This is a genomic window from Chitinophaga sp. CC14, assembly GCF_048957795.1.
Classification (GTDB): Bacteria; Bacteroidota; Bacteroidia; order Chitinophagales; family Chitinophagaceae; genus Chitinophaga; species Chitinophaga ginsengisegetis.
This window is the reverse complement of the sequence record NZ_JARBFY010000001.1, coordinates 112,986-127,084: the sequence shown is the minus strand read 5'-3', so window position 1 is coordinate 127,084 and position 14,099 is coordinate 112,986. Positions and strand designations below refer to the sequence as shown.

Here is a 14,099-nt window from a genome sequence, read left to right as displayed (position 1 = left end):
TTTTTATCTGGAAATCCTTTCGGGGTGCTGCTGCAGGAACTTCTCCCAGCCTTTTGCTTTGCCTATTCCTGCGAGCGGATTACTTTCCTGGTAAAAGTGGCACACGGCCACTGCGAGAGCGTCTGTAGCATCAAGGTAATCAGGGCGTTCTGAGATATTGAGGATGCGTTGCAGCATCAGCCAAACCTGTTCTTTATCAGCATTACCGTTACCTGTAACAGATTGTTTTACTTTTTTCGGGGAATATTCGGTGACCCCCAGACCGGCCTGGATAGCCGCTGCAATAGCCACACCCTGGGCACGGCCCAGTTTCAGCATACTTTGCACATTCTTGCCAAAAAAGGGCGCTTCAATGGCAAAACTGGCTGGTTTATGCTCTTGAATAAGTTCCTGTACCCTGCAATGAATCAGCTGTAGTCTTTCGTAGTGATCTTTGAATTTAGAGAGTTTCAGTACGTTCATCTCCAGGAGGCTGGCCTTTTTTCCTTCGATAAGTATAAGCCCATAGCCCATTACAAGGGTGCCAGGGTCAATGCCGAGAATTATTTTTGACTTGTTTGCCAACAGGAGTTTATTTTTGCCAAAATTTGACTGTCTGAACAAAAGTACCAAAATAATTCTCAATTACTTATTAGGGGCAGGGCTTTTTACTTGGCTGGCATACTCTATCTACTCGCAACTCATCCATCGTGATAACCTGCAACAATCAGTGCAGCACATGTGGGGAGTATTGCAGGAGAAAGGCTGGGTGGGCATCTTCCTCGTAACGGTACTGATGCTGTTCAACTGGGGACTCGAAGCCCGAAAGTGGCAGAAGCTGGTGAAACCCCTGGAAGAAGTATCTTTCCTGCGCTCATTCAGTGCCATCCTTTCCGGCGTATCCCTCTCTATAAACACCCCAAATCGTGTAGGCGAATACGGTGGCCGCATACTTTACCTGAAAAACCATAATAAGCTGAAAGCCATCGCGGCAACCATAGTAGGAAGTTTCAGCCAGCTGATTGTCACTATTATTTTTGGGTTAATTGGTTTGCTCTATTATATCAACAACTACGCACTGGCAAAAGAAAGCGCCTTCCTTACGCCTTCTTTATGGCAGAAATTAGTCCTGATTACCGGTACAGTAATTTGTGGCCTGACGATATTGTTATATTTTCGGTTACAAATAATTCTGTCTGTATTTGAAAAGATACCTTTCCTTCGTAAAGCGAAGGTGTTTGTGCAGATCATTGTTAAGTACTCATCCGGCGATTTACGTTACCTGTTGCTGCTTTCAGCCCTCCGGTACATAGTCTTCTCGGCACAGTATTTGATTTTGTTGGACGCACTTGGCGTGGAATTTCTATGGTGGCAGGCCTTCTTACTGAACAGTGTCATCTACCTGGTAATGGCAGGAGTTCCTACCATCGCTATCGCTGAATTAGGAGTTCGGGGAAAGGTGAGTATCTTTTTTCTTGGGTTGCTTAGCTCCAATACCGTGGCCATCGTAGCCGCCACCGTAGGTATATGGCTGATAAACCTGGTAATACCGGCCGTTTTGGGAAGTGTGCTGTTGTTAGGGGTAAAAATTTTTAAGGAAAAATAGCTTCCATCAATGAAGTATTTGCTACTCATAATTTTAGGACTATCCTGTATTCAACCCGTTGAAGCACAAACCGATTTCTGCTCCATCCGTAACAGCAGCTTTAATGCTGGTGAAAGTATTACCCTGAAAGTATTCTATAATCTTGGTAAAATGTACGTTGGCGCAGGAGAAGCTACTTTCAACGTGGCCCTGGAACGCTTTGCCAACCGCGATGTTTATCATGTGGTAGGCGATGGCAAAACCTACCGGGCATACGACTGGATCTTTAAAGTGCGCGACAGGTACGAAAGCTACATAGATACCGCTACCCTCCAACCCCTCAAATTTATCCGGAACGTAAATGAAGGCGGCTACAAGATCTTTAATAACGTAGTGTTTAACCAGGCCGGCCACCAGGCCATCAGCACAAATGGCACCTTCACAGTGCCGCCCTGCGTACAGGACGTGATCAGCGCCATTTATTACGCCCGCAACATCGACTTTAACAAATACAACACAGGCGATAAGATCCCCTTCGCTATGTTCCTCGACGACCAGGTATACAATATCTACATAAGATACATGGGTAAGGAAGAAGTAAATACCAAGTTCGGGAAGTTCCGGGCCATCAAGTTCAAGCCCCTCCTTATCAAAGGCACCATCTTCGAAGGCGGTGAGAAAATGACCGTGTGGGTAAGCGACGACGCCAACAAAGTGCCTTTACGCATTGAAAGCCCCATATCTGTGGGGAATATCATAGTAGATATGATCAATTATACCAACCTCCGTTACCCCTTCACTTCGCTGCTAAACAAGAAATAATAAGGCTTAAGCCCCACCCATCATCATAAGTTTAACAATTCATTTGAGGGCTGGCGCCCAAATTTTACCGACCTTTCGTGCCGCAGAAAAACTTTATATTTGTTGTAATCAACCCTTTATGATTATGGAAGAACGTAAACCGAAAATATTATTGGCTGAGGATGATACCAATCTGGGTATGGTGCTGAAAAATTACCTGGAGCTGAACGACTATGATGTGGAATTATGCCGCGATGGTATCCTGGCCCTGGCAGCCTTCCGCCGCGAAAAATTTGACATCTGTCTGCTGGACATTATGATGCCCAATATGGACGGATTTAAACTGGCGGAAGAAATCAGGGACGTAGACCCCGATATTCCCCTCTTCTTCCTCTCCGCTAAAACCATGAAGGAAGATATTATCCAGGGCTACAAATTAGGCGCAGATGATTATATCTCCAAGCCATTCGACAGCGAATTACTGCTGCTGAAAATCAAAGCTATCCTGAAACGCAACCAGGAACTGAATAACAAGGAAGAAGAAATTCACGAATTCGTGATCGGATCTTATGCCTTCAATTCCCGCCTGCGCACCCTGGCCCATAACGGTGAAACACATACGTTATCCCCTAAAGAAAACGAATTGCTGCACATGTTGTGTGAACATAAAAACGATCTCTTACCACGCGAACTGGCACTGAAGAAAATATGGGGTAGCGATACCTACTTCAACGGCCGCAGCATGGATGTATACATCGCCAAACTGCGCAAATACCTGAAAGACGATACCAATATTGAAATCGTGAATATTCATGGTAACGGCTTCAGACTGGTAGTGAAAGAGTAGGATCGCAGCGGATTTAGTCTTTCTCAGGATTCCCCTGATTTTACTGATTTATTTTTTTGATTAAATAACTAAGGGAGATAAGAGCGAATATCCGCTTCTATCTCTCTTAATCTTTTATAAAATCCCCAAAAGGAAATCAGTAAAATCAGGGGAATCCTGAGAAAGACAACATCCGCGTTAAAACAACATATTTGTTCCTCCCCGGAAAGACGTCTTCCCCAGGTGGATATAAGCTTTCTCCGTTACTTCCCTTCCCCGCGGGGTACGTTTAATAAACCCTTCCTGTATCAGGAATGGCTCGTATACTTCCTCCAGGGTACCCGCTTCTTCCCCTACCGCAGTGGCAATAGTGGTGATACCTACCGGTCCTCCCTTGAAGTTTTCAATGATTGTATTGAGAATACGGTTATCCATTTCATCTAAGCCATATTCATCCACATTCAGTGCTTTCAGGCTCAGGAGCGCTATTTCCATATCAATAACCCCATTGCCTATTACCTGGGCGAAATCGCGCACGCGGCGCAGCAACCCATTGGCAATACGCGGCGTACCACGTGACCGGCGGGCTATTTCACTGGCCGCATCGGAAGTGATCTTTGTATTCAGCAACCCGGCAGCCCGCCACAGGATTTTATGCAGCGTGGCGGCATTATAATATTCCAGCCTCGATTTGATCCCGAACCGCGACAGCAGCGGGGCAGTAAGCAACCCGGACCGGGTAGTGGCCCCGATCAGCGTAAACGGCTGCAGGTTAATCTGTATGGCACGCGCACTGGGGCCCGTATCAATCATGATATCAATACGGTAGTCCTCCATGGCGGAATACAGGTATTCCTCCACTACGGTACTCAACCGGTGAATTTCATCAATAAACAACACGTCTTTGTCTTCCAGGTTGGTCAGCAGGCCGGCCAGGTCGCCAGGCTTTTCAATCACCGGCCCGGAAGTTTCGCGGATATTTACGCCCAGCTCATTCGCTACAATACGCGACAGCGTGGTTTTACCAAGACCCGGAGGGCCGTGGAACAACACATGGTCAAGCGCTTCCCCACGCATTTTCGCCGCTTTAATGAATATCTTCAGGTTCTCGATAATTTGGTCCTGCCCGGAAAAATCGAGGATCTCCCGCGGACGTATACTATTCTCGAACTCTTTCTCAGCGGCGCTGAGCTTATTCTCTTCTGGTCTTAAAGGCTGATTGGACATAATTGTATATGCCAAAAATACACAAATATTCAAAGGTAGCGGGCAGCTATTGTATGTTCGTTTTTATATGTTTATTTTGAGAGAATAAAACCACCCCCTGATATGCCAAAGTACCTGTTGCTCCTTGTTTACTTAGCCCTTGCCTGCAGCCCCCTTGCCACCATTGCCCAGTTAAAATTTAAGAAGAATGATTCCTGGCGCTACCAGTTAGTCGTAAAAGATAGTTTTCCACCACACATTGTACAGGAAGTGGAGAAAATAGTACGGGTTACTATTACCGGCAACAACCCGGATGGCAGCACCAATGCGGTATATGTGCTGGAGAGTGTAGCTGTCCATGGATCGGGCGCTAATTTTAATTCAGCAGATCCGGATACGTATGCCGGAGAATGGAGGATCATGGAGTTTATGCAGCTGTTACATCAGCCGCTGGAATTTAAAATATTTGCCAACGACAGTATCAGTGAGCCTAGTAATACAGCGGCTGTTGCTAAAGCGGCTGGAACTTCCCTGGGCTTGCCCGGCGAAATGCAGGATGCTCTTGCCGGCAACTGGAAGTTTTTGCAGATGGAACTGAAATTCCTTTTCCCCACATCGCCCAAACAGCTGGCTGAAAATGATGAATGGAAAGAAAGCCCCTGGAAATTCAAAGTTGTGAACGCAGAAAAGGAGCTGGTGGAAGTAGCAGGCACCCCGGAAGAGAACAACAGCGACAGCGTGGTGGTAACAGGCGCCATTTCGTATACCCTTTCCCGTAACAAGGGGAATGTGCAGAAGTTCAGGTCCATAAGCCGGCAGGCGATGAGAAACGGCAAGGTGTTAACGGCAAGAGAAGTAAACATATTACCGTCTCCTCCTAAAGCACTGCCGGCCGATACAGCCTGGGCTAACACACTGGTACGTATGAGCAGAATGAGTAACTCGCTGAAGGTAAACGGGGAATCCGATTCCGCAAAAATTGCACAGTTCCTCGCGGTGACTACGCCTAAGTACGGCAAACGGCTGGCTTTTAAACTGGCAAAACTGGATATTTATGGCAGCGGTTCTGAATACATGTATGAGCAATACCAGCATGCACTGAAAGATCTTCCTTCAGCAGCACTGGCAGGATCATCTTCTCACCTGTTTAATAAATTACAGAATACTTACTATCAAAATCCGGATAGTGCAATGGTACTGTTGAAACTTTTGCCTGCCGACGGAAGCATGCTCAACTCCTGGCTCGATCAATCCTTCGCACAATATTTACCACAACGTGATTTTGATACCACGGAAGCAAGGCAGGAGTTTCGCAGCAGAGGCGTCAGCGAAGCGCGCATCGCGGAGATATTTGAAGAAAGCAGGAAAGCGCCTGCGGGCGCCCAGTTGCTGATGACCAGGATGATGGCCGAAAAGGACAGTATTTTGCAGGTGTCTTTACGGCCAATGTCGTTATGGAATAAAGCCATGTATATAACGGATACGGCTATATTAAAAAGTGTTGCGGCAGATTTCGGGCAAATAAGTCCGGCGGAAATGACGCTGGGTAAAGCGGCCCGTTATGAATTGCTGGTGCAGGATATCCTGCGCAAAGCCAATATGCCGGCTGCCGCAGATGCTTTACTGGACAAGGCATTAACCGATCTTAAAAATAACCAGGCCGATACCGCTTTCTGGACAGCGCATCCGGAATTGAAAAGTAAAAAAGCAGCGAATAAAAATATCCTTTCACACGCTTATTATCTTAAATACGAACATACAAAGGCGACCGATAAAAAATCAGCACTGAACTACCTGGCGCTCGCGGCAGGCACTGCCCCGAAAAGCAACGCGGAAAAAGCTCATGAAAGTTTTTACGATCGCCATTTTCTCCACTCGGAAGAAAATTACAGCGCTCATTTCGCTAAAGAGCTGGAAGCACTCGGCAAACCGGAAGAGGCCATGAGAGTGCTGTCGAAACAGCTTTCCGCCCAGCCGGATATGCTGGACAGTACCAGCGCCTTTTTTAATGCACACTTTCCCGGTAAATCTTTCAATGCTTACTTCCGGGATGTATTACTGAAGGAGTGGGAAGATGCACCTGATTTCACGCTGAAAGGGATGAACAATGAAAATATCCGCCTGGCAGATTACCGGGGCAAATGGCTGCTGCTCGACTTCTGGGGCACCTGGTGCCCGCCCTGCCGGAAAGACTTACCACACCTCAATCAACTGGCGGAAGAAATAAATGCCGGGAAGTATCCCGGGAACGCCATCCTGGCCGTTTCCTGCCGCGAGCCAATAGAAACAACACGCAGTTTCATTACCGCCAACAAATACATTTTCCCGGCCGCCCACGCCGACGATAAGATCGAAAAATCTTACAAAATAAAAGGTTATCCTACCAAAGTGTTAGTTTCGCCTGATGGGAAAATGTTAGACTTGCAATTCGGAGCAGACTATGCTTCCATCCTGCAGGCATATAGCAATGCCTATTTCACACAGGAAAAAGAACAACCATCCACCATCAAAATAGACAACAAGAAAAAGGATTAACCGCTTATATGAAGAAATCACTGTTATTATTACTGGCTGCCGGCAGCCTTTCCACTACCGGTTATGCACAGGATATCAAAGAAAAGGAAGTAGCCCGCATCATCAGCACACTGGCTGCCGACGACATGGAAGGACGTTACCCCGGCACACCCGGTATTGAAAAGGCAGCGCAGTTTATCAGCAGCGAGTTTGCCAAAGCAGGTATTCAACCACTGCCCGGCGAAAAAAGCTTTCTGCAGGAATTCGGCAAGTTCAGTTTAAAAACAGCCAGTGTATCCCTTACCGTTAGCGGGGAAACTAAAGACTGGCCCGTGGCCGCTATAGGCACCGGCCGCAGCTTCGACTGGGAAAAAGACAGCAGTTACAACACCGTTTATGCCAACGAACCGGCTGAGCTGATGAAAATACTGCGTAACCCGGCAGCGCTGCAAAAGAATACCCTCGTTTGGGTAGGCGCGGCAATGGCCGGTTACATCAGCAATATCACTGCTTCCTTTTCAGAGCGCAGCTATGATACAAAGAGTGAACTGGAAGCAGTACCACCCGCTGAAAAGCAGGTTATACTCGTATTCGCAAAAGAGACCGTGGCAGATACCGCTTCCTGGAGCCTTCATCTCCGCCGCGAAATTACCGGGCAGCATTTTGCCAACGTAGCCGGTATGATTAAAGGAAGCACCAAACCAGATGAGTTCGTGATCTTCTCCGGTCACTACGATCACCTGGGTATATTACCTTCCGAGGCAGGCGACAGTATCGCCAACGGCGCAGATGATGATGCATCGGGTACCACAGCGGTAATCATGCTGTCGAAGTATTTTAAGAAACACCCTCCCAAACGCTCCGTGATTTTTGTAGCCTTTACAGCAGAAGAATCCGGCGGACATGGATCACGTTATTTTTCAGAACACCAGGATCCGGAGAAAGTAGTGGCCATGTTTAATATTGAGATGATTGGTAAGGAGTCCAAATTCGGGAAGAACAGCGCCTTTATCACCGGGTTTGAAAGATCCAGCTTTGGCCCTATCCTTCAACGCAACCTGAAAGGATCGAGCTTTACCTTCCATCCCGATCCTTACCCGGAGCAGGACCTGTTTTACCGGTCAGACAATGCCACCCTTGCCAGGCAAGGCGTTCCGGCACATACAATTTCCACCACGCAGATAGATAAAGACCACTTCTATCACACCGTGAAAGATGAATTGGCTACACTTGATATTAAAAACATTACCGATATTATTAAGGCAATTGCCATCAGCGCCGGTACTATTGTGAATGGTACGGATACGCCTACACGAATTGAGAAGGCATTGCTGAGAAAATGACTCATATATTGATCCGGTTGAACGAAGCTCAACCGGATCATTCTTTTTTAATTAACAGTGAACTTATTTTTTTCTCCAAATTCTTTGTTAAATTTACTGCACGACTTTTCCCAATTAGTCATTTAAAACCATATCGATAATGAAAACCGGAATCCTACATTTCTGCGGTGCTATAGGCATTGCAAGTATCTTACTATCGTCGTGTGCCAATACGGACATGGCTAAACCAGATACCAATCAACCAATCGACAACGCGGATGCTGCCAGCGTGAACTATGAAATTTCAGCGATCAACCCAACTGCCACGTTATCACCTGATGCTTCAGGACGCTTATCTGCTCTCACCGGAGATGCAGCTATGGCTAAAGCAGCCTCTGGAGGTTTCGACATCACCTGGGACACTGCCACTGCACGTTTAAGAGAAATCCGCTTCGATGCCAGACGTGGTAAAGATGAAGTGGAATTCAAATTAAAAACAGACAGGCAGATTGACCTGAAACAAGTACCTGCTATAATAGGTGCTATTAAAATTCCTAAAGGAACTTACCAGCAGGTAAAAGTGTATGCAAGAGTAGAAGGGGATAAGCAAGATCCCGCAGTAAGACTGAAAGGTTTTATCACCTGGGACAGCAAGAAAATTCCAGTTGAAATCCTGCTCTCCGGCAAGATTGAATTGCAGGCTCATGGAAAGGATGTAGTGGTAACCGACACCAAAATTGATTGGAAAGGTTCCCTCAAAATTTCTATGGACCTCATCCTCACCAAACTGCAGATCGGCGACTTTACCGGCTCCTTTGCCAATGGTAAGTTACAGATCAGCATAGATGTTAACGGCAACCTCCATAACAAGGTGGTGGATGCACTGGAAAACAGTATGTCAGTGGAACATACGCACGACTAAGTAGCGAAAACTTTTAAAATAACGGATCTGTGGAGAGATACACTTCTCTGCAGATCCGTTATTGTTTTACTATCTTATAATAATCTCCGCATACACCGCGAAATGATCAGACGCATATCTTCCTTCCCACGTTTCAGAAATGCTGGCATGTTTTAAAACATCGTATTTTCCTTTGAGAAAGATATAATCAATGGGCTGGTTGTCCCGTTCTGCGATATTCCATCCGTTGAAAGTGCCGGCAGGACCAAAGTGCGGCGTTTTACTGATTGCCTTACTATCGGTTAAATGCAGCGGATCATTGGGATTCATAATAATCTGAATGGGTTCATCAGATGGCACCGCGTTAAAGTCGCCGGTAATAATGGCTGCCTCTTTTCCCACAATGAGATGTACCCGTTGCAGCAATAGCTTCGCGCTTTCCCTACGGGCAATTTTCCCCATGTGATCAAAGTGGGTGTTGAAGTGATAAAACAGCTTGTTTGTTTTTTTATCCCTGAACTTTCCCCAGGTAACAATACGGGCGCAGGCGCCGTCCCATCCGATATGACCGGCTATTGCAGGCGTTTCCGACAGCCAGAAAGTTTCACTGTTTAACAATTGCAAACGGGCAGTATCGTAGAATATCGCGGAAAATTCTCCTTTTGTTTTTCCGTCGTCGCGGCCTACACCAATCATTTTATATTGGGGCAACCTTTGCTGAAGATCCTGCATCTGGTCGTATAGTGCTTCCTGCACACCCAGCGTATGGGCGCCCAGGAACAGGATTTCGGATGCTACTTTATCTTTGCGGTGTGGCCACGCATTAACACTGTCGTCCGGGTTATTATACCGTATGTTGAAAGTCATCACCTTCAATGGAACCTGTGCGGCAAGAGCGCTCACGAGCAGGCAGCAAAAAACTGTCAGCCATAGTCTTCTCATACTAATTCAATTTTAGCCTGTAAAAATAACACGGGGAAGCATAAATCCCAGTGAAGCAGGAATAATTTATCAGTAAGATATTTTTAGTGGGTATACTGGTTGAGTTGAAGGATTAAGTCGGGGTCGGGGCAGTTTTGCAGGTATTTTTCTTTTTCGCTGTAGCGGCACACGCCGGGATAATCGCCGCGGAAACCCTGCATATCTTCAATTACCTGGAAATGCAGGTGTGGCGGCCATCCGCCATTTTCAGCCGGCGTACCGAAATGAGCCAGCGCCTGTCCCGCAGTGATGGGCATATTTTCATACAACCCCTGGAGGTTGGAAATGCTGAGGTGACCATACAGGGTATAGAAGGTGTATCCGTCCAGCTGGTGCTGAAGAATGATGGTAGCGCCATAATCCCCGAAATGATCATTAAAACGGAAACTATGTACATGCGCATTCATAGGGGCATAAAGCCGGGTGCCGGTTTCTCCCCATACATCAATACCGAGGTGTAAGCGCCGTGGTTCTTCCCCGGCATCAAAATGAGGGCTTACCGCATAAATAGTACGATGCTCCGCATAGCCGCCGATACCCAGCCGGCAGCCACTTTGCTCCAGCGTATTGTCGATATACCGGCTAAACCGGTTAATATCCTGCAGTATGTTTTTGGTGAGGGTTGTGTTATTGGCGGTGAAATCCATTACCAGCAGGGATTCATGATCTCCCAAAAGCGGAATAACCGGCTTAAAGGTGGACTGATATTTCTTTAATACCTCCTGTAACATATTTTGTGATGCTTGACTTTCGTCTAAATATAAATATTAATTTGTGTATTAAATAATGCTGGTCCTTTGCAGTTCCCCATCTATATCAATTTGTTTTCCTTACATCTTCCGCTGCACGCTGTAACGGAAACCCTGGGCATGTTTATCGGCTTCCGGTATTTTTTATACCTGCGCCGGCAGCAGGGCGACCGGATAGAAAGCAGTAACCGCCTCTGGGCCATTATAGGCGCCATTTTCGGCGCTTTATTCGGAAGCCGGTTGTTAGGTGCGCTGGAAAACCCGCCGGGCCTGTATCAGGCCAATAACCTGCTTTTTTATATCTATCAGAATAAAACCATCGTGGGAGGATTGCTGGGTGGGCTGATCGGGGTGGAGCTGATCAAGAAAATAATCGGCGAAAAGCATTCCACGGGCGACCTGTTTGTGTATCCCCTGATACTGGCCATGATCATAGGCCGTATAGGTTGTTTTACGATGGGTATTTATGAAGAAACCTACGGACTGCCCACCTCATTGCCCTGGGGCATGGATCTGGGCGATGGCATCCCCCGGCACCCGGTATCTCTCTATGAAATTATTTTTTTAATATTATTATGGCAGATGTTAACCGGCATCAGCCACCGCTATTCCCTGGTAAACGGCGCACGGTTTAAACTTTTCATGATTGCCTACCTGCTGTTCCGTTTCGGCCTGGATTTTATCAAGCCGGGATATCGCTTCGCTTTCGGGCTGGGATCCATACAGCTGGCCTGTTTGGCCGGATTACTCTATTATTCGCCGGTGATTATTTTTCCTTCACGACTAACACAAAAACAATATGCCTGAAAAAAATTACACCTACTATGATTTTACACTCAGTATCTGCAGTACCTGTTTACGCCGTGTAGACGCGAAGGTGATATTTGAAGACGAAAAGGTTTTCATGATCAAGCATTGTCCGCATCATGGAAAAGAAAAGGTGTTAATCGCTACCGACATCGATTACTACAAAAATACCCGCAACTATAACAAACCTTCCGAAGCACCGCTGAAAACCAATACCAGCACACATTACGGCTGCCCTTATGATTGTGGCCTCTGTAAAGATCATGAACAGCATTCCTGCCTGAGCGTGATTGAAGTAACAGACCGCTGTAACCTTACCTGTCCTACCTGCTACGCGATGTCGTCGCCACACTACGGCCGGCACCGCACCCTGGAAGAAATAGAACAGATGCTGGATATCATCGTGGAAAACGAAGGACAACCAGATGTGGTGCAACTCAGCGGGGGAGAGCCTACTATCCATCCACAGTTCTTTGAAATACTGGATATCGCCAAAACAAAACCGATCCGCCATCTTATGATCAACACCAACGGTGTGCGTATCGCAAAAGATAAAGAATTCACCGCACGACTGGCCACCTATATGCCGGATTTTGAAGTGTATCTTCAGTTCGACAGCTTTAAGCCGGAAGCGCTGGAACGTATGCGTGGAAAGGATCTGACGGATGTAAGAAAACAGGCGCTGGAAAATCTCAATGAAGTAAATCTCAGCACCACGTTGGTGGTTACCCTGCAACGCGGCGTGAATGAAGATGAAATGGGCGCCATTATCGACTATGCCCTGAAGCAACCCTGCGTTCGTGGTGTTACATTTCAACCGGTGCAGGTGGCAGGCCGCACCGATGGCTTCGACCCCGCCACGGATCGTATTACGCTTACAGAAGTACGGCAGCGTATCCTGGAGCAATCACCCATCTGGAACGATCACGACATTATTCCCGTTCCCTGCAACCCTGATGCGTTAGCAATGGCTTATGCACTCAAAATAGACGGACAGGTATTTCCGCTCACCCGCTACGTAGATCCTGCTGTATTATTGAATAATTCAAAAAATACCATCGTGTATGAACAGGACGAAAGGCTGCACCAGCACATCCTGAAAATATTCAGTACCGGCATCTCTACCGATGCTGCCGTAAATGATATGCAGTCGCTGCTTTGCTGCCTGCCACAGGTACAGGCTCCCGGTCTCGACTATACGAACCTGTTCCGCATTGTGATCATGCGTTTCCTGGATGCCTACGATTTTGATGTGCGCGCCATTAAAAAATCGTGCGTGCATATTGTACATAAAGATGGCCGCATCATCCCGTTTGAAACCATGAACCTGTTTTACCGCGATGACAAAGAAGCCTATTTAAAACAACTCCAGGAAGAACGGACCTTTATTCCTATCGTTTAAATGATTGTATATGAATAAATTTTTCAAAGATGTACTCTTATTTACCCTGATACCACTGGGCATTTTCCTGGTGATGTGCATAGCCGGCGATGAAGGTATCATTGCTGCCGGATTGATAGCGATGTTCCTGGTAGCGGCCTATTTTGTGATTGGCCTCATCCTGGTCATTGTTAATAAGAATCATATGGGGAAAGTGTTGTTGTTATCGTCAGGGATTATTTTGCTGGTGGGGTTGTCTACCTGCGGGATTATTTTGAGCGGTTTGAGTATACGGTAAGCGATGTTTATGAGAAGAATTTTAAAACATGTTGCATTGGTGTAGCTGCTTCCTAATAAATTAAACGATGAATAAAACCTTAAAACAAGTACTGCTTTTAATATTAATTCCCGTAGTATGTACTGCATTATTGTTTGCTATAGAGCCGCAAGCCACTATGGAGCACCTGGGCATTTTTAAATACCTGATAGGGGGATATATCATTATGGGATTAATATTGCTGTTTACAGGAGATCGGCAGTTGGGCAAGTCGTTATTGATTGCCGGAGGAGTATTGATTATTGGAACCATTGCATCCTTTATAGTAGCATTAATTTCCTATACTGGCATAGCATAAAAAAGGCCCGTTATGCGCTGGCCGGATTTTATTAAATATCCGGTATTTTCTACGGAAAATTGGTTTATTTTTTGCGTTTTATAGAATTTTTGGAAAATTCAGTGAAATTTAAAGGCTTCACCAACGTCATTCCTTAAATAATTTAATAAGGTGAGCGGCATTTAACTGCAATGATTTATTAAATGCCGCTCAATTACTTACACCAGTATATTTGATATATATGCCATTTTACTTATATGGCAGCACCTGCATAAGCACCCTGTACTTTTTCGTCTGTAAAGCCCTGTGGTAAAGGGTTACATGATCAAGTCCACGTCCCCTCCACGTCACCTCCGGGGAATCTCCATGTATTAAGCATGTCCTAAGCATATGCTAAGTATAGATGAAGCATTCCTCAGTAAATCTTTAAGCA

At 46.2% G+C, this 14,099-nt stretch carries 14 protein-coding genes; 10 read left to right on the top strand and 4 right to left on the bottom strand.

Going from position 1 to position 14,099, the window contains the following annotated elements:
* Positions 1-3: 3 nt before the first annotated feature.
* Complete coding sequence (ruvC, locus tag PV783_RS00585; protein ID WP_420986858.1) at positions 4-564, bottom strand: crossover junction endodeoxyribonuclease RuvC; 561 nt, start codon at positions 562-564, stop codon at positions 4-6.
* A gap of 154 nt (positions 565-718) precedes the next feature.
* Between ruvC and PV783_RS00580 the strand changes: the two genes are divergently transcribed.
* The 3 genes from PV783_RS00580 (at position 719) to PV783_RS00570 (ending at position 3,212) form a co-directional block, all read left to right on the top strand.
* Positions 719-1,585 carry a lysylphosphatidylglycerol synthase domain-containing protein gene (locus PV783_RS00580; protein WP_354032668.1) on the top strand — a complete coding sequence of 289 codons (867 nt, stop codon included), beginning with the start codon at positions 719-721 and terminating at the stop codon, positions 1,583-1,585.
* Between the two features lie 9 nt (positions 1,586-1,594).
* Positions 1,595-2,386, top strand: a complete 792-nt coding sequence (locus PV783_RS00575; RefSeq protein ID WP_079473541.1) for a DUF3108 domain-containing protein — start codon at positions 1,595-1,597, stop codon at positions 2,384-2,386.
* Between the two features lie 124 nt (positions 2,387-2,510).
* Positions 2,511-3,212 (top strand): response regulator transcription factor, encoded by a 702-nt coding sequence (locus tag PV783_RS00570; protein WP_420986857.1) that lies wholly within the window; start codon positions 2,511-2,513, stop codon positions 3,210-3,212.
* Positions 3,213-3,389: 177 nt separating this feature from the next.
* Here the strand turns inward: PV783_RS00570 and ruvB are convergent, their stop codons facing one another.
* Positions 3,390-4,418 carry a Holliday junction branch migration DNA helicase RuvB gene (ruvB, locus tag PV783_RS00565; protein WP_079473644.1) on the bottom strand — a complete coding sequence of 343 codons (1,029 nt, stop codon included), beginning with the start codon at positions 4,416-4,418 and terminating at the stop codon, positions 3,390-3,392.
* A gap of 102 nt (positions 4,419-4,520) precedes the next feature.
* On the opposite strand from ruvB, the gene PV783_RS00560 reads away from it, so the two are divergent.
* The 3 genes from PV783_RS00560 (at position 4,521) to PV783_RS00550 (ending at position 9,155) form a co-directional block, all read left to right on the top strand.
* A complete protein-coding gene (locus tag PV783_RS00560) occupies positions 4,521-6,932 on the top strand; it encodes a TlpA family protein disulfide reductase (protein ID WP_420986856.1) in 2,412 nt (803 codons plus the stop codon).
* Between the two features lie 8 nt (positions 6,933-6,940).
* Positions 6,941-8,254, top strand: a complete 1,314-nt coding sequence (locus PV783_RS00555; RefSeq protein WP_420986855.1) for a M20/M25/M40 family metallo-hydrolase — start codon at positions 6,941-6,943, stop codon at positions 8,252-8,254.
* A gap of 139 nt (positions 8,255-8,393) precedes the next feature.
* A complete protein-coding gene (locus PV783_RS00550; RefSeq protein ID WP_336389031.1) occupies positions 8,394-9,155 on the top strand; it encodes a hypothetical protein in 762 nt (253 codons plus the stop codon).
* A 69-nt stretch (positions 9,156-9,224) separates the two neighbouring features.
* On the opposite strand, the gene PV783_RS00545 is transcribed toward PV783_RS00550, so the two are convergent.
* Together PV783_RS00545 and PV783_RS00540 are read right to left on the bottom strand one after the other, a co-directional pair.
* Complete coding sequence (locus tag PV783_RS00545; protein ID WP_420986854.1) at positions 9,225-10,076, bottom strand: endonuclease/exonuclease/phosphatase family protein; 852 nt, start codon at positions 10,074-10,076, stop codon at positions 9,225-9,227.
* 83 nt (positions 10,077-10,159) lie between these two features.
* Positions 10,160-10,846 carry a peptidoglycan DD-metalloendopeptidase family protein gene (locus PV783_RS00540; protein WP_111579933.1) on the bottom strand — a complete coding sequence of 229 codons (687 nt, stop codon included), beginning with the start codon at positions 10,844-10,846 and terminating at the stop codon, positions 10,160-10,162.
* A 66-nt stretch (positions 10,847-10,912) separates the two neighbouring features.
* Here PV783_RS00540 and PV783_RS00535 point away from each other — a divergent pair, with 66 nt between their 5' ends.
* From PV783_RS00535 to PV783_RS00520, 4 genes are all read left to right on the top strand, one after another.
* Positions 10,913-11,671 carry a prolipoprotein diacylglyceryl transferase gene (locus PV783_RS00535; protein WP_363433072.1) on the top strand — a complete coding sequence of 253 codons (759 nt, stop codon included), beginning with the start codon at positions 10,913-10,915 and terminating at the stop codon, positions 11,669-11,671.
* Positions 11,664-13,073 (top strand): radical SAM protein, encoded by a 1,410-nt coding sequence (locus PV783_RS00530; RefSeq protein ID WP_079473548.1) that lies wholly within the window; start codon positions 11,664-11,666, stop codon positions 13,071-13,073. Before PV783_RS00535 ends, PV783_RS00530 begins: the two co-directional genes overlap by 8 nt.
* 10 nt (positions 13,074-13,083) lie before the next feature.
* Complete coding sequence (locus tag PV783_RS00525) at positions 13,084-13,350, top strand: hypothetical protein (protein WP_420986853.1); 267 nt, start codon at positions 13,084-13,086, stop codon at positions 13,348-13,350.
* 67 nt (positions 13,351-13,417) lie between these two features.
* Positions 13,418-13,687 carry a hypothetical protein gene (locus PV783_RS00520; RefSeq protein WP_420986852.1) on the top strand — a complete coding sequence of 90 codons (270 nt, stop codon included), beginning with the start codon at positions 13,418-13,420 and terminating at the stop codon, positions 13,685-13,687.
* The last annotated feature ends 412 nt before the right edge of the window (positions 13,688-14,099 follow it).

Excerpts from the sequence above, each read along its gene's own strand:
- PV783_RS00580 (WP_354032668.1), top strand. The coding sequence starts at position 719 with ATGTGGGGAGTATTGCAGGAGAAAGGCTGGGTGGGCATCTTCCTCGTA.
- PV783_RS00575 (WP_079473541.1), top strand. The coding sequence starts at position 1,595 with ATGAAGTATTTGCTACTCATAATTTTAGGACTATCCTGTATTCAACCC.
- PV783_RS00570 (WP_420986857.1), top strand. The coding sequence starts at position 2,511 with ATGGAAGAACGTAAACCGAAAATATTATTGGCTGAGGATGATACCAAT.
- ruvB (WP_079473644.1), bottom strand. The coding sequence starts at position 4,418 with ATGTCCAATCAGCCTTTAAGACCAGAAGAGAATAAGCTCAGCGCCGCT.
- PV783_RS00560 (WP_420986856.1), top strand. The coding sequence starts at position 4,521 with ATGCCAAAGTACCTGTTGCTCCTTGTTTACTTAGCCCTTGCCTGCAGC.
- PV783_RS00555 (WP_420986855.1), top strand. The coding sequence starts at position 6,941 with ATGAAGAAATCACTGTTATTATTACTGGCTGCCGGCAGCCTTTCCACT.
- PV783_RS00550 (WP_336389031.1), top strand. The coding sequence starts at position 8,394 with ATGAAAACCGGAATCCTACATTTCTGCGGTGCTATAGGCATTGCAAGT.
- PV783_RS00545 (WP_420986854.1), bottom strand. The coding sequence starts at position 10,076 with ATGAGAAGACTATGGCTGACAGTTTTTTGCTGCCTGCTCGTGAGCGCT.
- PV783_RS00540 (WP_111579933.1), bottom strand. The coding sequence starts at position 10,846 with ATGTTACAGGAGGTATTAAAGAAATATCAGTCCACCTTTAAGCCGGTT.
- PV783_RS00530 (WP_079473548.1), top strand. The coding sequence starts at position 11,664 with ATGCCTGAAAAAAATTACACCTACTATGATTTTACACTCAGTATCTGC.
- PV783_RS00525 (WP_420986853.1), top strand. The coding sequence starts at position 13,084 with ATGAATAAATTTTTCAAAGATGTACTCTTATTTACCCTGATACCACTG.
- PV783_RS00520 (WP_420986852.1), top strand. The coding sequence starts at position 13,418 with ATGAATAAAACCTTAAAACAAGTACTGCTTTTAATATTAATTCCCGTA.